This is a genomic window from Bacillus sp. JFL15 (assembly GCF_001184225.1).
In the GTDB taxonomy this organism is placed as follows: Bacteria; Bacillota; Bacilli; order Bacillales; family Bacillaceae; genus Bacillus; species Bacillus siamensis.
This window is the reverse complement of sequence record NZ_KQ236689.1, coordinates 3,084,307-3,105,229: the sequence shown is the minus strand read 5'-3', so window position 1 is coordinate 3,105,229 and position 20,923 is coordinate 3,084,307. Positions and strand designations below refer to the sequence as shown.

The following is a 20,923-nucleotide window of genomic DNA, read 5'->3' as shown; positions in this document are numbered from 1 at the left end:
ATTAATACCTCGGCTTTCTCTCTTTTATTTCCTGCATAAATTCTTTGTAATGCTCATAGCGGTATGTCCGGATGTCTCCTTCTTCCACCGCTTGCTTTACCGCGCATTTCGGCTCCTTAAGATGCAGACAGCCTCTGAATTTGCACGAGGCGCTTATGTCTCTGATCTCAGGGAACGTGCTGCCGAGCTCTTCTTCTTCAATATCGGTAAACTCAAGCGAACTGAACCCGGGAGTATCCGCCACAAGACCGCCTGATGTATGAATGAGCTCCACATGTCGCGTCGTATGTTTCCCGCGTCCCAAATGTGCGGAAATCTCGTTTGTTTTCAGCTCAAGCTCCGGGCTGATCGCATTTAAAAGCGAAGATTTCCCGACTCCGGACTGGCCGGCAAACACCGTGGTTTTGTTCTCAAAGTGTTTCACAATGTCTGTTAAACCGCTGTTTTCTTTTGATGACGTCACATATACGTCATAACCGATCGCCTGATAGTCTTTCACATAAGAAAGGATCTTCTCTTTCGTTTCCGCGTCTGAAGCTAAGTCCATTTTGGTTATGCAGATGATCGGGTGAATGCCGTTGGCTTCCACAAGGACGAGAAAACGGTCCAATAATGACGTGCTGAACGCCGGCTGAACGGCGGAAAAGACGAGAACGGCCTGATCGACGTTTGAAATCGGCGGCCTGATCAGCTCGTTTGTTCGTTCTTTGATTTCCAGCAGGTAGCCTTCTTTATCATTTTCAGCCTGATAAACGGCATAATCGCCGACAAGAGGCGTTATTTTATTTTTTCTGAAAATGCCCCGGCCCCTGCATTGAATGATCTTGTTCTGTGATTCATCCAAGACATAATAGAATCCGCTTAATGCTTTAATAATTTTGCCCTCAGGCATACGGTCCCTCCTTGGTCAGTCTTTATCTTCAGGGTATTCAATCGTCTTATAGCTGACGACTTTATGATCGACCATCACTTGATAATACCCTTTTTGTCCCTGATCAATCTTCAGTTCAATCGTTTTTTCAGTCGGCTCTTTAATTTTAAAGGAGTCATACGTATCAGAGATGCTGTGGTCTTTATCATCGATGGCGATTTGCACTTCAAGCTCGTCCCCTTCATGTTCGGGTTCGTAGGGAATGCTGATTTTTTCTTTTACCGTTTTCGCCGGTTTTTCTTCAGGTCCGAGCGAAAATGTCAGTGCAACATTACTTCCCGGCTTAACCGCTGTGCCGGCTGACGGCTCTTGCTTCATGACTTGTCCTTCCGGCACGTCATCTGAATGCGCTTCTTTTTCAACAAGCTGCAGGCCGTTATCTTCAAGATACCCCGAAGCCGCTTCTTTGCTGTAAGTTTTTAAGTCCCTCAGCGTAACATCCGCCGGCCCGAGGCTGACCGTTAAGCTGACTTCATCATCGCTTGCGACCATGTCGGTGCCGGCTGACGGGCTCTGATCAATTACGGTGCCTGCCGCACTGTCATCATTCTCTTCTTTTACATTGACATGTTTGAAGCCTTTATCCTTCAGCGCTTTTTTCGCGTCGTCGATCTGCCGGCTTTTCACGTCGATCAGCTGGGTTTTCGGTTTCCCGATACTTTTGTACAGTTTTACAGAAGAGCCTTCTTTAACGGCAGATCCCGCTTTCGGATCAGTTTTGACCATTAATCCCTCTTCGATTTTTTCATCTTCAATGTCCGCCATATCAGGGTCGGCTTCGAGACCGTTCTTTTCCAGCAGGGCTTCCGCTTTTTCATACTTCATGCCCCGTACGTCGGGGACGCTTACATCTTTGGGCATAAACAGAGACGGGAACACAGTGACTGCAAGAACAGCCGCCATAATGAAAATGAAGCAGACAGCCATCAGAATCCACGGCCATTTCCGTTTTTTCTTTTTGGCGGGCTGCTGTGCCTTATCGTCCGTCTCCTCCGGCGTTTCCGCATGAGGCGCAGTTTTTGCACCGTCAGTAATAACGGGAATCGCTTTCGTCATTTCCTCATCATCCTGCACGGAAAATTTTTGTTCATTCAGCCTGCCGGCGTCAAAAGCCGTTCTGATGTCCGCTTCCATGTCCTCTGCGCTGTCATAGCGGTGAAACGGATCTTTGGCGGTTGCCTTTAAAATAATGTTTTCAACGCTCTGCGGAATCGAAGGGTTCCACTTTCTGGCGGAAGGCGTTTCTGTCTGCAAGTGCTTTAATGCTATGCTTACGGCTGATTCTCCGTCAAAAGGGATTTTGCCTGTTAAAAGCTCAAACAGTACGATGCCGAGCGCGTAAATATCTGATTTTTTCGTTGCCAGACCGCCTCTCGCCTGCTCCGGAGACAAATAATGAACCGAGCCCAGCACAGAATTCGTATGTGTGATTGTCGTCGAAGTGAGGGCTGTGGCGATTCCGAAATCCGTCACCTTAATATGCCCTGAATGATCTATCAAAATATTGTGCGGTTTAATATCCCGGTGCACGATATGATTTTGATGGGCATGGGCGATGGCTGAGACGATCTGCTCCATAACAGACAGCGCTTCTTTCGGATGAAGCGGTCCGTGTGCGGTTATGTATTCCTTTAATGTCATGCCTTCCACATATTCCATGACAATGTAATAAATATCGCCTTCCTCCCCGATATCGTAAATACTGACGATATTCGGATGGTCAAGGCTTGATGCCGACTGTGCTTCTCTTCTGAAACGCCTGATAAACTCAATGTCATTCACAAAGTCAAACCGCAGAATTTTAATTGCGACTTCACGTTCGAGAATGATGTCCTCAGCTAAAAAAACGTTCGCCATTCCGCCGCCTCCAATGGGCCGGAGGATGTGATAACGCCCGCTGATCCGCTTGCCGGTTAGCACTTGTCTTCACCCTCTTTTGCATCTGCGGAAAACTCAATCAATACAGCCGTGATATTATCTTCGCCGCCGTTTTGATTCGCTTTGCTGATGAGAAGGTCTACTTTTTCCTGAGGAGCAGATTCGGCTTGAAGCATTTGTTTGATCTCTTGATCTTCTAGTTTATTTGACAGACCGTCAGAGCATAAAAGCAGCTGATCGCCGTCAGACAGCTCAAAAGAACGGGCGTCGGGGCTGATGGATTCATCTGCCCCCAGCGCTCTTGTCAATACATTTTTCCGCGGATGATGCTCGGCGTCCTCTTTCGAAATTTCTCCCGTCTTGACCAGCTCATTCACAAGCGAGTGGTCTTCAGTCAGCTGAACGAATTCACCCTCTTGAAGCAGGTAGCACCGGCTGTCTCCGATATGGGCCACAGTGACAAACTTCTCCGTGAATAAAGCGCAGACAACGGTGGTGCCCATTCCCCGGCATTCTTCATTCGCTTTTGCGTGTTCATACACCCTGACATTCGCCTCATGAATCCGGTCTTTGAGCCAAACCTCACAATCAGACGGCAGAGACGGAACGGATTCGGCCCGGTTCCACTGCTCTTCCATCGCTGCAACCGCCATCCTGCTCGCCACATCTCCGGCAAGATGACCGCCCATGCCGTCGGCGACAACCGCAAGCACCGCTTCTTCTTTTGTGAAAATGCCCGCCGCATCTTCATTATGCTGGCGGACTTTACCTGTATCTGTTTTTAAGGCTGTAATCAACCTCTTCACCTCGTCTCGTCTTGACGCTCCTTCGCGCGAAGCTGACCGCAGGCCGCGTCAATGTCATGGCCTTGCTCTCTTCTGATCGTGACATTTACACCGCGGGATTTTAACGTTTTTTCGAATGCGAAAATCTGATCTCTAGGTGTGCGGACGTAATCCCGTTCAGGCACATAGTTTACCGGAATTAAGTTGACATGGCATTTCACGTCTTTTAACAGTTCTGCAAGCTCTTCCGCGTGTTCGACCTGATCATTTACGCCTCCGAACAAGCCGTATTCAAAGCTGATCCGTCTGCCTGTTTTCTCGATGTAATATTTGACGGCTTCCATAAGGTCAGGAAGCTTATAGGCTTTGTTAATCGGCATCAGACGGCTTCTGATCTCCGTATTCGGGGCATGCAGAGAAATCGCGAAATTGATCTGCATTTTTTGATCGGCGAAATCATAAATCTTCGGAATGATGCCGCTTGTGGAAACCGTGATATGACGCGCTCCGATGTTCAGTCCTTTATCATGGTTAATGATTTTTAAGAAAGCGAGCATTTCATTGAAATTATCAAACGGCTCTCCGATTCCCATGATGACGACTGAGCTGACGCGTTCATCCGTTTCATCAAGCGCCTTTTGCACTTTCACGACTTGAGCGACGATTTCTCCCGCCTCAAGATTCCGTTTCAGTCCGCCAAGTGTTGACGCGCAAAATGTGCAGCCGATCCGGCAGCCGACCTGTGTCGTTACACATACAGAATTGCCATACTCGTGTCTCATTAAAACCGTTTCAATTGTATAACCGTCGTGAAGCTCGAATAAAAATTTCATCGTGCCGTCTTGTGACGTCTGCTTTACAGCCGTTTTCAGCGTTGTCAGCACAAAATTGCTCTCAAGTTTTTCACGCAGGCTTTTTGAAAGGTTTGTCATTTCCTCGAAAGAAGAAACCCGTTTTTCATAAAGCCATTCAAAAATCTGTGCCGCGCGGAACGGCTTTTCGCCATTCTCGGTCAGCCATTGTTTGATTTCATCTAATTCAAAAGAGTAAATGGACGGCTGTTCAGTCCGCAGCTCTTTCCGTATGCTTGTCTTTTTTAATTGTGTCATTTTTTATCCCTTCTTTCTCATGCTGCTAATAAAGAAACCGTCTGTTCCGAAATAATGCGGAAGAATTTGAAGGCTTCCATCCTGAACAAAGGGTCTCGCCTTTTCAGGCAGCCGCTTTTCAAGAGACAAATCGGGTTCAAACTCAGGGTGTTCTTGTATAAACGCATGCATAACTTCATCATTTTCTGTCCGGTCCATTGTACACGTACTGTATACGAGTGTGCCACCTTTTTTTACTAATGGGGCGATTTCCCTTAAAATACCGAGCTGGATCTCTGACAGCCGTCTGCTGTCATCCGGCGTCTTTGTATATTTCATATCAGGCTTTCTTCTGATGACGCCGAAACCTGAGCACGGGGCATCCACGAGAACCCGGTCAAACCGTTCTGCGCCAAAAGCGTCCCCAGCTTTTCTGGCATCCATCGTTTGCGCGTCGATGATCGTAAGTCCGAGCCGTTCCGCGCCTTCTTTAATCAGCTTCACTTTATGGCGGTGAAGATCAAGCGATGTGAGGCTCCCCTCGTTCTCCATTAATTCTGCGATATGAGCCGACTTTCCTCCGGGTGCGGCGCATGCGTCTAACACGGTTTCCCCCGGCTTCGGGTCCAGCGCCCGCGCGACGAGCATTGAGCTTTCATCCTGGATGGATACTTGCCCGTTTTGGAAAAATTCCGTGTTTGCGATGCTTCCTTTTAAAAGCTTAATCGCATCAGGAGAAAGGTCTCCGGCTTCCGCTTCCAGACCTGCATTTTCCATCTTATCCAGCAGCTTTTCCCTGTCGGCCTTGATGTGATTGACACGGAGCGTCTGTTTCGGCGGAACGAGATGAATCCGGCAGATCTTTTCGGCCGCCTCAAAGCCGTACGCCTCAACCCACTCCTTTACGAGCCATTCGGGATGGCTCGTCTCTGTTGAAAGGCGGAGAATCGGGTCTTCAATTTCAGCAAATGACGGCGCGCCCTCACGCTGCAGGGAGCGCAGGATGCCGTTGACAAAGGACGCGATTCCCTTATGCCCGCGTTTTTTGGCGATTTCAACCGCTTCATGGATAGCGGCGCGATCCGGAATTTTTTCTAAGTATTCCATTTGATATGCGGACAGACGCAGCAGCTGAATCACCCACGGCTTCACCTTATTAGGCTTGCGGATAAAAGGCTTCAGTATATAGTCTAGAGCGATTTTATTTTGGAGCGTTCCGTAGACAAGCTCTGTCAGCAGTCCCCGGTCCTGGTCGCTGAGCGTGTTCGTTTTGATAACCGATGTAAGAAGCAGGTTGCTGTATGCCTGATTTTGCTCGAGCTTCTCAAGCGCTTCAAGGGCAAGCTCACGGACATTAATTTTTTTCATCTGCTCCTCCTAACACGTCACCCGACTGAACATTTTTTCCTCTTACAAAATCCTCGCCCTTCATCCGTTTTTTACCTGACGGCTGCAGCTCTGTGATCAAAAGAGCGGTGCCGTTTCCCGATGCGACGACAATGCCGTTTTGCTCCGTGCGGATGACTGTTCCGGGCGCTGCCTCAGTTTTTGCCGCAACTTTTTCAGACGCCCATACTTTGATATTTTGTCCGTTCAATGTTGTATAGGCGACAGGCCAAGGGTTTAAGCCTCTGATCTGGTTGTAAATGTCTTCCCCGGGCTTTGTCCAGTCGATCCGCTCCTGCTCACGCTTAATGTTAGGCGCGTAAGTCGCTTTTGATTCGTCCTGTCTGATCGGTTTAATATTTCCGGAAATGACGTTCGGAACGGTCTCTGACAAAAGCTTCGCCCCCGCTATGCTTAATTTGTCGTGAAGCGTGCCGACATTATCCGTTTCATCAATTTCCACTTCGATTTTAGAAATCATATCACCCGCATCAAGCTTTTCTACCATATACATAATCGTCACGCCCGTTTTCTTCTTGCCTTGGAGAATCGAATAATGTATCGGCGCTCCGCCTCTTAATTCAGGCAATAGTGACGCGTGCACGTTAATGCAGCCGTATTTCGGGCCGTCAAGCAGCTGCTTGGGCAGGATCTGTCCGAATGCCGCGGTAACAATCAAGTCCGGCTTCAGGCTGAGCACTTTTTCTATTTCTTCTTCAAGCCTTACTTTTTCGGGCTGAAGCACGGGGATGCCGTGACGTTCAGCTTCAGCCTTTACGGGAGGCGGCGTCATGATTTTTTTTCTGCCTTTGGGGCGGTCAGGCTGCGTAACGACCCCAACCACTTCATATCCGTCTTCAATAAGCGTGCGCAGCACGGGAACTGAAAAGTCGGGCGTTCCCATAAAAACGATCCTTGTCATCCAATCATCCTTCCATTTCTGCCAGTTCTTCTTCAGTGTAGTAAGCCGTAATTTTTGATGTGAATAAAATGCCGTCTAAATGATCCATTTCATGCTGGACGGCTCTGGCCAAAAAGCCTTCCGCTTCTAAAACAAACGGTTTTCCTTTACGGTCGTAAGCTTTTACCTTTACGTAATCCGGGCGGGTGACGTCGCCGTAAACCCCAGGAAAGCTTAAGCAGCCTTCAACTCCGGTCTGCTCACCGCTCTTTTCAAGAATAACCGGATTTACAAGGTCGATCCGGCCGCTTTCTTCACCGATATCAACGACGGCCGCTCTTTTTAAAATGCCGATTTGCGGCGCGGCGAGGCCGACGCCATCCATTTCAAGCATCGTATCGTACATATCATCAAGCAGTTTTTTTAATTTTTTATCAAACACTGTCACTTCCTCAGCGGGTGTTTCCAAAACTTCCGCGGGGTGTGTGACGATTTTTTTCACAGCCAAAATTTTGCCCTCCAAAACTAATGTTACATCAGCATGTACGGATTCATATCGATTGAAATCATTACATGCTTTTGTGCAATGTCGCGTTTATAGTGCTCCAGTATTTTTTTCAACTGAATCTGCAACTCGTTTTCCTGTCTGTATTTTATCACGCATTGATAGCGATATCTATCTTTGATCCTGGCAATCGGGGAAGCCGCCGGCCCAAGAATTTTCGTGTCGGGCCCGCACCCCGCTCTTAAATAGTTTGTAATCTTTTCTGCGGTGACCGCCGCTTTTGCCGCTTCTTCATGAGAAACGGTCACCAGCGCCACGTAATAATAAGGCGGATATGACTGAGCCCGCCTGTGCGCCATCTCCTGCTGAAAGAAAGTTTCATAGTCATGCGTTTTCGTCAGCTGAATGCTGTAATGAGACGGTGTATACGTTTGAATGACCACCGTTCCCGGCTTTTCATGCCGCCCGGCCCGTCCGCTTACTTGGGTCAACAGCTGAAATGTCTTCTCAGCCGCCCTGAAATCAGGGATGTGAAGCGTCGTATCTGCGCTTAATACTCCGACGAGTGTCACGTTCGGAAAATCAAGCCCTTTTGCGATCATTTGCGTGCCGAGCAGGATATCCGCTTTTCCTTCACCGAACGCGGACAATAGCTTTTCGTGGGCGCCTTTTCTTGAAGTCGTGTCCACATCCATCCTGATGACGCGCGCCTGTGGCAGCACTTTGGTAAGCTCTTCCTCCACACGCTGCGTTCCCGTGCCGAAAAAGCGGATATGTTCACTGCCGCATTCCGGACATGTTCCCGGAACAGACTCCTCATGACCGCAGTAGTGGCATTTCAGCCTTTGCCCGTAGCGGTGATACGTCATTGAAATGTCGCAATGCGGACATTGCGGTACATAGCCGCAGTCCCGGCACATGACAAACGAAGAATACCCCCGTTTATTCAGAAAGAGAACGGCCTGCTCTTTTTTCGCAAGCTTCTCTTCCAGCTGTTCCATCAGCTCTATTGAAAACATCGACCTGTTGCCGTTTCTCAGCTCTTCTCTCATATCAACGAGAGAAACATCCGGCATGAGCTGGCGATTTACGCGGTGTTTTAACGGAAGCAGCTCATAAACGCCTTTTTTCGCCCGCGCAAATGACTCCAATGTCGGCGTGGCGCTCCCGAGGACGACCGGACAGTTATGATGCTCGGCCCGGCGGATGGCTACGTCCTTAGCATGATACCGCGGCATTTCCTCCTGCTTATAGGAAGATTCGTGTTCTTCATCAATAATGATCATACCGAGATTTTCAAACGGGGCAAAGATGGCCGACCTGGCTCCGACGACAAGCCGGACTTCCTTGCGCTGAATCTTCCGCCATTCATCGTATTTTTCACCTGTGGATAAACCGCTGTGCATGACCGCAACCTGAGAGCCGAAACGGCCTTTAAATCGGTTCACCATTTGCGGTGTCAATGAGATTTCCGGAACGAGCACGATGGCTTCTTTTCCCTTTGCCAGCACCTTTTCAATGGACTGCAGGTAAATTTCCGTTTTGCCGCTTCCCGTTACGCCGTGAAGCAGAAAGACGTGATGAACATGATCGGCTACGGCTTGTTTAATCGGCTCAAAAGCGTCCTGCTGCTCTTCAGTAAGGGCTAGCGGCTCTGTTTTTTTGAACATTCTGTCCTGATAAGGATCGCGGTAAACCTCCTCAAAACTTTCCGTAAGAAGCCCCTTTTTGAGAAGCGTTTTCAGCGTCGCTGAACTGGAATCGGTCTTTTTGCAAAGCTCAGCCGCGGAAATCTTTTCTCCCCCGCCGATAAAATAAGTAAGCACGGCGAGCTGTTTAGCAGCCTGCTTTGTCAATGAATCTGCGTGCCGGGTGAGTTCCTCTTTGTCTGCCCCCGCTTCGATCATGCGGATCATTTTTTTATTCGTTTTCTGGGCGACCTTATATGTGACATCAATGCTTCCTTTGCGCACGAATTTTTGAAGTGACGAAAGAAGGCGTTCATCGGTAATATCCGAGTACAGAAGACTTTTCTGATTTCTGAAAAGCTGTCTGATGTCCGGTGTCAGCGCTTCTTCGTCAACGACTTTCAGCTCTTTTTCGTACTTCGCCTTCAGCGCTGCCGGCAGCATGGCCTGAAGCGCCGTGATTTTAAACGACAGCGTTTTGTCAGAAAGCCATGAAGACAGCTGCATCAGTTCTTCAGTCAGAACGGGCGTCAAATCAAGAAGCTTCTCCACTTCCTTCATTGACCCGCCGTTTAATTCAGACGAATCTTTCAAACCGGTCACAAACCCTTGAAGCTTGCGCGGGCCGAACGGGACAATCACCCGCATGCCGACTTCGATCATTCCCTTTAAATGATCGGGGATTTTGTAATCAAAGGGTCTGTCAATGTTTTTGGAGCTTACATCAACAATGACTTCAGCTACATTCATACGGGTTTTCGGTCCTCGTCTTTCAAAGCTGTTATTTCCTTCAGCATTTCAAAGGAAACGTCAAGTTTAGACATAAGCGCAAGCTCCCGCTTTCTTCCGTCCCGGAAATAGAAGGTGACGACATTCGTATCTGTGCCAAACCCGGCTCCTTCGGCTTTCACGTCATTCGCCACGATCATATCAAGGTTTTTCTGTTCAAGTTTTCTGCGCGCATAGCGTTCGATGTCTTGTGTTTCAGCCGCAAAGCCGATCAGAAGCTGGTGTGTTTTCCGTTCGCCGAGTTCTTTCAGGATGTCTGCCGTACGGTTGAACTCGATCACGAGTGAACCGTCTTTCTTCTTCATTTTATGTTCAGAAACAGCCGCCGGCGTAAAATCGGCCACGGCCGCCGTCTTAATGACGATGTCACATGAATCAAACACAGATAGCACGGCGTCTCTCATATCTGCTGCTGATTGCACGGGAAGGAACTGATACAGCCCCTCAGGAGGTTCTATTGACACCGGACCTGAAATCAGCGTCACCCGCGCACCCAGCCGGACGGCAGCTTCGGCAGCGGCATAGCCCATTTTGCCGGTGGATTTATTTGTGAAAAAGCGGACGGGGTCCACGGCTTCGCGCGTCGGACCCGCCGTAATGACAATATGTTTTCCTTTCAGCGGCGCATCGTCTTCCGGCTCCTTAAAATGCTCTCTGACACGCTCAACAATAAGCTCCGGCTCTTCTAACCTTCCTTTGCCGACATATCCGCATGCCAAATAGCCTTCACTCGGCTCAATAAAACGGACGCCGTCCTGATAAAGCACGGAAATGTTCCGTTTCACCGCCGGATGATCATACATATGGACATTCATCGCAGGCGCCACCCACACCGGAGCCTCCGCCGCCAGCACCGTCGTTGTGAGCATATCGTCAGCAATTCCGTTGGCAAGCTTGCCGATGACATTTGCCGTAGCGGGTGCGACGATAATTAAATCCGCCCAGTCAGCGGCGTCAATATGAGAAATCACCTTCGGATTTTGTTCTTTAAAAGTATTTGTATACACTTCATTCCGGCTCAGCGCCTGAAATGTCAGCGGAGAAACAAACTCACGCGCGGACTCAGTCATAATCACTTTTACGTTCGCACCGGCCTGGACCAGCTTGCTCGTGAGCGCGGAAGCTTTATAAACGGCAATCCCTCCGCTTACGCATAGCAGAATGTTTCGGTTTTTCATGAAGTCTCTCTCCTTTATGAAAGCATTGGACAAATCCCAAACGGAAAAAAATAACAACCTATGTAGAGATAGGTTGCTACGTGTGCTTGTTATTCGCTGTCTTCTCTTTCAAACGAAAGCAGGCCCGCGTCAATTTCTTCTAAAGCTTTGCCTACATATTTGTGAGAAATGGTATGTTCAATCTGCTGGTCTTTTTTGATCTGCATTTCACGCGCGCGTCTTGCAGACACAGTCACCAAAGTATATTTAGAATCTAATTTATTCATTAAAGAGTCAATTGACGGATCTAACATAAGTTATTCTACCTCCAGCATTTTCTTATATCTCGGAGCAACGCGTTCACGCTTTAAGTGCTCGGCGAGAACAATTGCGTTAATTTTATCACAAGCCGTTTGGATATTGTCGTTTTCCACGACATAATCATACGCGTCCATCATTTCGATTTCAGCTTTGGCGGCCTTCATTCTGTTTTCAATTAAATCGTCTGTTTCTGTCCCTCTTGTCACGATTCTGTTTTTCAGCTCAGAAAGACTCGGCGGCGCTAAGAAGATAAACAGGCCTTCCGGAAATGCATTCCGCACTTGGAGCGCGCCCTGCACTTCAATCTCTAAGAAGACGTCTTTTCCTTCTTGAAGCGTCTGTTCGACATAATCAACGGGCGTTCCGTAATAGTTGCCGACATATTCTGCCCATTCAAGCAGTTTGTTGTTTTCAATCATGCGTTCGAATTCATCTCTTGATTTAAAGAAATAATCGACGCCGTCGACTTCGCCCTCTCTCGGGTTTCTCGTCGTGACTGAAATTGAGTATTCAAATTTTGTATCTTCTTGTGAAAATATTGCTTGCCGAACCGTTCCTTTTCCAACTCCGGAGGGACCTGAGAGAACGATTAATAACCCTCTTTCTTTCATGCGGCAATTACCCCTGCCCTTCATCCATAATTTCTTCTTTCACAGAAAGTCTGTGTGCAACTGTCTCAGGCTGGACGGCAGATAGGATAATGTGATCACTATCCATGACGACAACTGCACGGGTTCTTCGTCCGTATGTAGCGTCTATTAGCATTCCGCGGTCTCTTGCATCCTGGATCATTCGCTTTATTGGCGCAGACTCCGGGCTGACAATCGAAATCATCCGATTGGCGGAGATGATATTGCCAAATCCGATATTAATCAGTTTAATCGTCATCTTCTACGTTCCCCCTGTAAAATAGACGTCTCTAGTGTAACCTGAAGAGACCGTCTGTAAACAATACGCACAGTCGCTATTCTATATTTTGCACTTGTTCCTTCAATTTTTCAATAGAACTTTTCATTTCCACGACAAGCTTTGTGATTTGATGATCATTGGCTTTTGAGCCGATCGTGTTCGCTTCGCGGTTAAGTTCCTGAACGAGGAAATCAAGTTTGCGGCCGACTGCACCGCCTTCTTTTAATATATCACGGAATTGAACAAAATGGCTCTTTAATCTGGTAATTTCTTCCGTTATATCAGAACGGTCGGCGAAAATGGCGCATTCCGTGATCAGCCTGCTTTCGTCAATCGCGTCCTCCGTCCATTCCTTCATTCGGGCGTAAAGACGCTCGCGGTAATGGGTAACAACGGCCGAAGCGCGGTCTTTCACCCGTTCGGACAGCGTCTCAAGCCGCTCAATGTGCAGAAAGCAGTCTTCCGCCAAAAGCCGGCCTTCTTTTTCCCTCATGTCACAAAGTTCCTTTACCGCCAGCTCAGCAGCCTCCGTGATGACTTCTTCAAGCTTGTCATCACGCATCTGCTCTTCATGAATCTGTGCAATGTGTTCAAAAGCAAAGAAATCCATTGCGTCGGGTTCAGCGGCCAGGCTGTAGCGATCTTTCATGACGCGGGCGGCGCTCACATATTCATCAAGGAGCTCCCAATCGATTTTCAGGCTTCTTTTTATGAGCGCGTCACTGTTTACAGTAAGAAACAGTTCTACTCTTCCGCGCTGTATATGCTGCAATATGATTTGTTTCAGCTTATCCTCTACATATAGCAAAGGCCTTGGCAGACGGGCGTTCACTTCTTTGAACCGGTAATTGACGGATTTCAACTCAACGGTTGCCGAAAGATCGCCTTTTGTGCTGCTTGCGCTGCCGAAGCCTGTCATACTCCGTATCATATGAAACACCCAATTCTTTCCCATTATCAAAATAAAAGGGCAATAGACATGCTATTACCCCTAAGATTATATCATATGGAATTATTTTTTTCTTGTCAAAAGTGAACCCGCCAGCAAAAAAGTAGGTATGCCCGACATGCCGAGAATCAGCATCCAATCGGCCGGCGTAATCGGCACAGTTTTGAAAATAGGCTGCAGCGGCGGATAATAGATGACGATGGCCATCAGGAAAACAGAAGAAACGATGGCGCCGAGCAGATAGATATTTTCAAACGGATTACGGGAGAAAACAGACGTTTCGCTCCGGCAGTCAAATACGTGTATAAGCTGAGCCAGAACAAGAGTCGCGAATGCGACGGTCTGTGCATACGGGAGATTTTCAGGATTGCGGTGATACACGACGATAAACGCTAAAATGGTTGCGGCTCCGATTAAAAATCCTCTTGAGACGACTTTCCAGCCCAGTTTTCTAGCAAATACCCCTTCTTTCTGATGCCGCGGCTTCCGCCTCATCAGGTCATCTTCCGGCTGATCCATACCGAGCGCCATAGCCGGCAGCCCGTCAGTGACTAAGTTCACCCACAATATCTGAATCGGAACGAGCGGCAGCGGCAGAGCGAGAAGCATCGCAAACAGCATGACTAAAATCTCACCGACGTTGGAGGCGAGTAAATACCGGACGAATTTTCTTATATTTTCATAGATATTTCTCCCCTCTTTTATGGCTGATTTAATCGTAGCGAAGTTATCATCTACCAGAATAAGAGAGGACGCTTCCTTTGCCACATCCGTTCCCGTCACGCCCATAGCAACGCCGATATCAGCCTGCTTTATGGCCGGGGCGTCATTTACTCCGTCTCCTGTCATGGCGACGACGTGTCCGTTTTCCTGAAACGCTTTGACGATTTTCAATTTATGTTCAGGTGATACGCGTGCGAATACGTAAATATCATCGACTGTCTCCGTAAGCTCTTTTTCAGAAAGCTTATTCAGCGTTTTTCCGTCCATCACACGCCCTTTTTTCGGAAGAAGCCGCAAATCTTTCGCGATCGCCTTTGCCGTTTCGACGTGATCACCGGTAATCATCACCGTTTTAATGCCCGCTTCACGGCATTCTTTAATGGCCTGTCTGACCTCCGGACGAGGCGGATCAATCATGCCGGACAGGCCGAGTATCGTCAGGTTCTTTTCCGCCTGCTCCATTGTCGGCTTTTCACCCGGATTTAACGGTTTATAAGCAATCGCGATCGTCCGGAGGGCTTGCGACGCCAGTTCTTTCAAGACCGCTTCTGCCTCAGCTTTCTTTTCTTCTGAAAACGGCGCACTTCTGCCGCCGTGCATCATATGTGACGAGCGTTCAATCAGCACATCAGGCGCTCCTTTGGTGATGACGAACCGCTTTTTTTCCTTATCTTCGGCGATGACGGTCATCATTTTGCGGACGGAGTCAAACGGAAACTCGGCAACAACCCGGTATTGTTCACTGAGCCAGTCGTTTGAATAGCCGCCTTTTCTCGCGGCCGTCAGCAGCGCTCCTTCTGTCGGATCGCCGTCAAGCACATAATGACCGTCTTTCAGTTCTATTTCGGACGTATTGCATAATGCGCCGAAAACCAGCATCTGTTCAAGCATCTTCTCATCTTTCGGCTTGATTTCCCGCTCATCGCGTGTAAAAACTCCCGCCGGCTCATAGCCGATACCTGACACTTTAAATGTTTTTCCCCCTGACCACATATGGGTGACGGTCATTTTGTTTTGTGTCAGCGTGCCGGTTTTATCAGAACAAATGACAGAGGCGCAGCCCAATGTTTCAACTGCCGGGAGCTTTCTGACAATTGATTTTTGTTTGATCATGCGCTGAACGCCGATTGATAATGCCACCGTAACAATGGCGGGAAGCCCTTCCGGAATCGCTGCGACGGCCAATGACACCCCGGCCAAAAACATGCTGTAAAGCTCATGTCCCTGTAAGACGCCGACTGCAACGACCAATACCGTCAAAAGCAGCGCGACGATAATCAAGATTTTGCCGAGCTCTTCCAGTCTTCGCTGCAGCGGTGTTGAAAGATTGCCGGCGGATTCCAGCATATCGGCGATTTTCCCCATTGCCGTATTCATTCCTGTACCGACGACGACGCCGACACCGCTGCCACGCGTTACGATCGTCCCCATAAACGCCATATTGTTGATATCGCCTAAAGAAACATCCGGCTTTCTCAGCTTATCAGCTTGTTTGACAACCGGGATCGATTCCCCGGTCAGCGCCGATTCTTCGATTTCAAGGCTCTTCGCTTCAACGATCCGGACATCAGCGCCGATCCGGTCGCCGCTTGAAAATTTCACGATATCGCCGGGAACGAGCTCCTTGGACTGAATTTTCTTCCAGCTCCCGTCCCGCAATGCTGACACATACGGCGTTGACAGCTCTTTTAATGCATGTAAAGACTTCTCCGCCCGTCTCTCCTGAAAAAAACCGAGCACCCCATTGACAAATACAATCGCCATAATCGCCACGGCATCTACATATTCGCCTAAAAACCCGGAAATTAAGGTTGCCACAAGCAGCACGAGCACCATAAAATCTTTAAATTGGGCGAAAAACACGACGATCGCCGGTGTCCTCTTGCCCTCCTGAAGCTCGTTCGGTCCGTGCTTTTCAAGGCGTTTTTTCACCTCTTTTTCGGTCAATCCCTGTTTAATGGACGTATTTGTTGCTTTCAGCAAATCGGTTTGACCCATTTCATGAAACTTCATTCTTCTCGTCCACTCCCCTGCCTCGCTTTAGAGATGTCACTCTGTAAACAAGCTTATTCTGACTCGTCCCTTTTCATGCTATAATTATCGAATGCAGGAAGAAGGAAAGGGTGTTTTATATGTCTTTTGATGGCATGTTTACATACGGAATGACACATGAATTAAACAGCCGGATCGCCGGAGGCCGGATTACGAGAGTCCATCAGCCTTTTAAGCACGATGTAATATTCCATATCCGCGCTAACGGAAAAAACCATAAATTATTATTATCGGCGCATCCGAGCTATTCACGGGTGCACGTGACAAACCAGGCCTATGAAAATCCGAGCGAGCCCCCGATGTTTTGTATGCTGCTCAGAAAGCATATAGAAGGCGGCTTTATTGAGAAAATAGAACAGGCCGGATTAGACCGGATTATGATATTCCGCATAAAAAGCAGAAATGAAATCGGCGACGAAACCGTCAGAACACTGTATGTTGAAATTATGGGGCGCCACAGCAATATTATTCTCACTGACGGAGAAGGTGCCATCATTGACGGACTGAAGCATTTATCTCCGTCGATGAACAGCTACCGGACCGTTCTGCCGGGCTATGATTACAAACTCCCTCCCGCTCAGGAAAAAATTTCGCCGCTTGCTGCGGATGAAGAGGACATTTTGCGTCATCTCAGTTTTCAGGAAGGGCGGCTTGACCAGCAGATCGTCACACATTTCTCCGGGGTTTCTCCGCTGTTTGCAAAAGAAGCTGTTCACAGAGCGGGCCTCGCTAACAAAATAACGCTGCCGAAGACGCTGACAGAGATGTTCCGCAGCGTGAAGGACTGCAGGTTTACACCGAACATCACGACAGCAGGCGGAAAGGAATACTTTTATCTCCTGTCTCTCACGCATGTAAACGGAGAAGAGCGAACCTTTCAATCACTGAGTGAACTGTTAGACCGGTTTTATTTCGGAAAAGCAGAGCGCGACCGCGTTAAACAGCAGGCCCAGGATCTTGAGCGGTTTGTCGCAAATGAACGAAAAAAGAACGCCAACAAGATCAAAAAACTGGAAAAGACACTGGACTACTCAGAGAACGCGAAAGAATTCCAGCTATACGGCGAGCTGCTGACGGCGAATTTGTATATGCTGAAAAAAGGCGACAAAGAAGCGAACGTCATCAATTACTATGATGAAGAGAGTCCGACGGTGACCATCCCTTTAAATCCGAACAAAACACCGTCCGAAAACGCGCAGATGTATTTTACAAAATATCAAAAAGCGAAGAATTCCGTTGAGGTTGTAAAAGAACAGATCCGCCTGGCCGAGGAGGAAATCGCTTATTTCGATCAGCTGATCCAGCAGCTTTCCTCCGCTTCCACAAAGGATATTCACGAAATAAGGGAGGAGCTTGTCGAAGGCAAATACCTGCGTCCGAAACAGCAAAGAGGACAGAAAAAACAGAAACAGCACGTTCCTGTTTTAGAGCAATATGAATCTTCGCAGGGATTGACGATCCTTGTCGGCAAAAATAATAAACAAAATGAGTACTTAACGACAAAAGCCGCCGCAAGGGATGATGTATGGTTCCACACGAAAGACATTCCAGGTTCCCACGTTGTGATTAAAAGCAGCGATCCGGATGAACAATCCATATTGGAAGCAGCTGCGATCGCCGCTTATTTTTCCAAGGCGAAAGATTCCGGCTCCGTACCGGTTGATTATACAAAAATCAGACATGTGAAAAAGCCAAACGGCGCAAAGCCCGGCTTCGTCACCTATGACAGCCAGCATACTGTATTTGTCACACCTGATGCCGATCTTGTCATACGGCTGAAAAAATAAACGCACCATCAAGCTGATACCGCACTCAGCTTGGTGGTGTTTTTTTATTACCTCATTTCTGAACATAAATGGAGACACTCTCTCAGCCGTCAGAACCGATCTTTAAAGGATGTGAACGGTTTCCCGTCAAGTAAAGATCGGCTTGGTCCTTTGTATCCGGACGGCGGTGACCCCCGTGTCAGCGTTCACATAAGCAAATTCTGAACGAAACAGCCCGCTTCCTTTTTTTGAATCATTTCTCCTCGTCTCGAAAGCAGCAAGACAGTCAGGAAAGCATAAAAAATACCCTGCCTGATGACAGACAAGGTATAGTTTTTATAGTCTTCTTCTTTTCTCAAACAATCGATCCACTTCTTCAGCCAAATCATCAGTAATCAAGGGCTCAATGTTTTCAGCCAGTCTTTTCGTATGTACCGGGCTTGCGCCGCTTGTTGATACTGATACTTCAATGCGTCCTTTGCGGATGATCTTCGGCATATATACTGTGCCCTGTTCAGCGTTGCTTACACAGTTGACCAGCTGCGTTTCAGAAGCGCTTGCGGCTATCTTCTGATTCACGCCTCGGTCATTTGTCGCGGCAATAATGAAAAAAGCGGGCGTGAGATCCTTCATTTCAATTTTCCGGGCAATCCAGCGGATGCGTCCTTCATCCGCAAGCTGTTTAATTTCCGGCAGGACATCGGGACTGATTACAGTAATATCCGCGCCTTCCGGAAGCACTGTTTTGAGCCTTCTTAAGGCAACACTGCCCCCGCCCGCGATGACAATTCTTTTTCCGCTGAGATTAATGTGAAGAGGCAGCATACTGTCCCCCCTTAAAATCAAACTGCCCGCCGGGGTTTCGAACAGCCTCTGTCACACGGTTCAAAAACGCCTGCTTAATATGCGGGTGAAAACCTAAGTATGAAGCGAGATGCACATTTCGATTGACCGTCTGAAGCTTTTGGACTTCCCGTTGAATTTCAGTCATTAAAAGCCCTGTAAACAGAAGATACGGGACGATAAAAACGGGTGCTCCGCCATCTTCTTCAAGGCCTGCAAACACTTCTTTATAGTGGGGATCACAGGCTGTTAAAAAACAAGGGATGACTTCTTTAACAGGTGTGATCGCCTCAAGTTTTCCGGCAATCTCACTGACGGCATTTTTAACCGCCGGATCTGTGCTTCCTCTGCCGATCAGCACCACTTTCGCCTGCTCAATCGGCACTCCGGTGTCCTCAATGCGATGATGCACCGCTTTGACGACTTCATCATCCACTCCGATCGGGACACCGTATGTTACTTTTATATCGGGATGCCGGGCCGCTGCACGGGCGATTTCAGCCGGAATGTCATGCTTTGCGTGGGCAGCGGTCAAGAGCAGCAGCGGCACAGCTGCAATATGAGTGGCGCCTTGTTTGACACATGCTTCAAAGCCCGCTTCAATAGACGGTTCCTGCAGTTCTAAAAAACAGATTTCCTGAATGGGGGCGTCAGCGTGCGGCATGCACCCTTTTAAAAACGCGGCCGATTCTGCCTGCGCTTTTTTCAGCCGGCTTCCGTGCCCAATGTATAAAATCGCCTGCTTCATTTACAACGCCTCGCTCAGATCCGGATTTTTCAGTTCAGATTCAAACCAGTCCAGCTTGCAGTGATAATTAACGACATCACCGATGACGATTAAGCTCGGATTTTTGATTTCTTCTTTTATCACTGTGTCTGAAAGTGTGCTGACGGTGCAGACGACTGTTTTTTGCCTGTCCGTCGTTCCCCAATGAATAAAGGCCGCCGGAGTGCCGCCGTCTCTGCCGTTTTCCAGCAGCATTCTTTCAATCTGCCGGATATTTTTAATCCCCATATAAATCACCAGCGTATCAATGCCCGTCGCCAGTGCTTTCCATTTTTCTTCAAAGTCGTCTTCTTGTTTATAATGCCCTGTAACAAATGCGACATTGGAGCTCGCCTCCCTGTGCGTAACGGGGATGCCGGCGTAAGCAGCTGCCGCGATTCCCGATGTAATGCCGGGAACGATCTCAAACGGAATGGCGTTTTGCGCGAGAGCCTCCGCTTCTTCGCCCCCGCGGCCGAAAACAAACGGGTCGCCCCCCTTGAGCCTGACCACGGTTTTTCCCTTTTTCGCATACTTCACAAGGAAACGGTTGATCGTATCCTGCTTCATAATATGAAAATCCGGGAGCTTTCCGCAGTAAATCAGATCCGCTTCTTCTCTTGCATACTGTAAAATCTCTTTATTTACCAATCTGTCATATAGTATAACGTCCGCTTTCTGTATGGCTTTCATTGCCTTGACCGTTAATAAGTCCGGATCTCCCGGACCGGCTCCAACGATAAATACTTTCCCCATAGCATGTCTCCCCGATCCGTTTTGACATCTTCACAGAACAGCCGCGAGGCCGCACCTCAGCTATTTTACCGTATCCCGCCATTAGGGAGGATATCCGGCTGATTGCGCGGCCTTTTCGGACTTATTATGCTAAGCTGTTTTTCACAAAATCAATCAGTCTGCCGGTGCATTCTTCGCGTTCATATTTTCCTGAATCAAGTACGAGCTCAGGCGCATTCGGCTCTTCATACGGTGAGTCGATTCCCGTAAAGAACGGAATTTCGCCGTTTCTGGCTTTTTTATACAAACCTTTCGGATCGCGCTTTTCACATATATCGAGGTCGCATTTTACATAGATTTCATTAAATTCGCCTTCTGCCATCAGCTCTCTCACCTGATCTCTGTCCTCACGGAACGGAGAAATAAAAGCCGTAATGACGATGGTGCCCTGCTGAACGAAAAGCTTTGCCACTTCCCCGATTCGGCGTATATTTTCCTTGCGGTCATCATCAGAAAATCCTAAGTCCTTGTTTAAGCCGTGACGGATGTTATCTCCATCAAGCACAATGACTTGATAGCCCTGTTCAAACAGCTCGCGGGCTGCGGCGTTTGCAATGGTAGATTTCCCTGAACCGCTTAAACCCGTCAGCCAGAGGATAGAGCTTTTATGCTTGTTTTTCTGCTGGTATTCTTCTTTCGTTATTGAGGCTTCATGCCATACGATATCACGATTTGTCACTCTTTTTTCCTC

At 48.2% G+C, this 20,923-nt stretch carries 19 protein-coding genes; 1 reads left to right on the top strand and 18 read right to left on the bottom strand.

The features are described from left to right. Nucleotide 1: 1 nt before the first annotated feature. The 14 genes from rsgA to AD710_RS15545 form a co-directional block, all read right to left on the bottom strand. Nucleotides 2-892, bottom strand: coding sequence for a ribosome small subunit-dependent GTPase A (gene rsgA, locus AD710_RS15610; protein ID WP_047475063.1), 891 nt, complete (start codon nt 890-892; stop codon nt 2-4). Between the two features lie 15 nt (nt 893-907). Further along, nucleotides 908-2,851, bottom strand: a complete 1,944-nt coding sequence (gene pknB / locus AD710_RS15605; RefSeq protein WP_049628454.1) for a Stk1 family PASTA domain-containing Ser/Thr kinase — start codon at nt 2,849-2,851, stop codon at nt 908-910. Then, nucleotides 2,845-3,606 (bottom strand): Stp1/IreP family PP2C-type Ser/Thr phosphatase, encoded by a 762-nt coding sequence (locus tag AD710_RS15600; RefSeq protein ID WP_049628453.1) that lies wholly within the window; start codon nt 3,604-3,606, stop codon nt 2,845-2,847. Before AD710_RS15600 ends, pknB begins: the two co-directional genes overlap by 7 nt. Before the next feature lie 5 nt (nt 3,607-3,611). Further along, complete coding sequence (rlmN, locus tag AD710_RS15595) at nt 3,612-4,703, bottom strand: dual-specificity RNA methyltransferase RlmN (RefSeq protein ID WP_016936160.1); 1,092 nt, start codon at nt 4,701-4,703, stop codon at nt 3,612-3,614. Nucleotides 4,704-4,706: 3 nt separating this feature from the next. After that, nucleotides 4,707-6,050 carry a 16S rRNA (cytosine(967)-C(5))-methyltransferase RsmB gene (gene rsmB / locus AD710_RS15590; RefSeq protein ID WP_049628452.1) on the bottom strand — a complete coding sequence of 448 codons (1,344 nt, stop codon included), beginning with the start codon at nt 6,048-6,050 and terminating at the stop codon, nt 4,707-4,709. Further along, nucleotides 6,037-6,990 carry a methionyl-tRNA formyltransferase gene (gene fmt / locus AD710_RS15585; protein ID WP_049628451.1) on the bottom strand — a complete coding sequence of 318 codons (954 nt, stop codon included), beginning with the start codon at nt 6,988-6,990 and terminating at the stop codon, nt 6,037-6,039. The genes rsmB and fmt overlap by 14 nt, the downstream gene beginning before the upstream one ends. Before the next feature lie 4 nt (nt 6,991-6,994). Beyond that, nucleotides 6,995-7,477 carry a peptide deformylase gene (gene def, locus AD710_RS15580; RefSeq protein ID WP_016936163.1) on the bottom strand — a complete coding sequence of 161 codons (483 nt, stop codon included), beginning with the start codon at nt 7,475-7,477 and terminating at the stop codon, nt 6,995-6,997. A 23-nt stretch (nt 7,478-7,500) separates the two neighbouring features. Next, on the bottom strand, nt 7,501-9,912 hold the full coding sequence (gene priA / locus AD710_RS15575; RefSeq protein WP_049628450.1) for a primosomal protein N': 2,412 nt from the start codon (nt 9,910-9,912) through the stop codon (nt 7,501-7,503). Next, entirely contained in the window at nt 9,909-11,129 is a 1,221-nt protein-coding gene (coaBC, locus tag AD710_RS15570) for a bifunctional phosphopantothenoylcysteine decarboxylase/phosphopantothenate--cysteine ligase CoaBC (RefSeq protein WP_049628449.1), read from the bottom strand. Before coaBC ends, priA begins: the two co-directional genes overlap by 4 nt. An 89-nt stretch (nt 11,130-11,218) precedes the next feature. After that, nucleotides 11,219-11,422, bottom strand: a complete 204-nt coding sequence (gene rpoZ, locus AD710_RS15565; RefSeq protein WP_003154346.1) for a DNA-directed RNA polymerase subunit omega — start codon at nt 11,420-11,422, stop codon at nt 11,219-11,221. A 3-nt stretch (nt 11,423-11,425) separates the two neighbouring features. Next, on the bottom strand, nt 11,426-12,040 hold the full coding sequence (gmk, locus tag AD710_RS15560; RefSeq protein WP_016936166.1) for a guanylate kinase: 615 nt from the start codon (nt 12,038-12,040) through the stop codon (nt 11,426-11,428). A gap of 7 nt (nt 12,041-12,047) precedes the next feature. Next, entirely contained in the window at nt 12,048-12,317 is a 270-nt protein-coding gene (remA, locus tag AD710_RS15555) for an extracellular matrix/biofilm regulator RemA (RefSeq protein WP_003154355.1), read from the bottom strand. 76 nt (nt 12,318-12,393) lie between these two features. Continuing rightward, the gene (locus tag AD710_RS15550; protein WP_049628831.1) at nt 12,394-13,269 is read right to left on the bottom strand and encodes a YicC/YloC family endoribonuclease; all 876 of its coding nucleotides are present in this window, start codon (nt 13,267-13,269) and stop codon (nt 12,394-12,396) included. Nucleotides 13,270-13,350: 81 nt separating this feature from the next. After that, nucleotides 13,351-16,023, bottom strand: a complete 2,673-nt coding sequence (locus tag AD710_RS15545; RefSeq protein WP_049628448.1) for a calcium-translocating P-type ATPase, SERCA-type — start codon at nt 16,021-16,023, stop codon at nt 13,351-13,353. A gap of 119 nt (nt 16,024-16,142) precedes the next feature. On the opposite strand from AD710_RS15545, the gene AD710_RS15540 reads away from it, so the two are divergent. Further along, entirely contained in the window at nt 16,143-17,849 is a 1,707-nt protein-coding gene (locus AD710_RS15540; RefSeq protein ID WP_045926124.1) for an Rqc2 family fibronectin-binding protein, read from the top strand. A gap of 315 nt (nt 17,850-18,164) precedes the next feature. Here AD710_RS15540 and AD710_RS15535 read toward each other — a convergent pair whose 3' ends face one another. The 4 genes from AD710_RS15535 to cysC form a co-directional block, all read right to left on the bottom strand. After that, nucleotides 18,165-18,653: a precorrin-2 dehydrogenase/sirohydrochlorin ferrochelatase family protein gene (locus AD710_RS15535; protein ID WP_049628447.1), complete on the bottom strand. Its 489-nt coding sequence runs from the start codon at nt 18,651-18,653 to the stop codon at nt 18,165-18,167. After that, nucleotides 18,634-19,419, bottom strand: a complete 786-nt coding sequence (locus tag AD710_RS15530) for a sirohydrochlorin chelatase (RefSeq protein ID WP_016936172.1) — start codon at nt 19,417-19,419, stop codon at nt 18,634-18,636. The genes AD710_RS15535 and AD710_RS15530 overlap by 20 nt, the downstream gene beginning before the upstream one ends. Beyond that, on the bottom strand, nt 19,420-20,193 hold the full coding sequence (gene cobA / locus AD710_RS15525) for a uroporphyrinogen-III C-methyltransferase (protein ID WP_016936173.1): 774 nt from the start codon (nt 20,191-20,193) through the stop codon (nt 19,420-19,422). It lies immediately after the preceding gene. Nucleotides 20,194-20,317: 124 nt separating this feature from the next. Next, nucleotides 20,318-20,911, bottom strand: a complete 594-nt coding sequence (cysC, locus tag AD710_RS15520; RefSeq protein WP_049628446.1) for an adenylyl-sulfate kinase — start codon at nt 20,909-20,911, stop codon at nt 20,318-20,320. Nucleotides 20,912-20,923 lie beyond the last annotated feature (12 nt).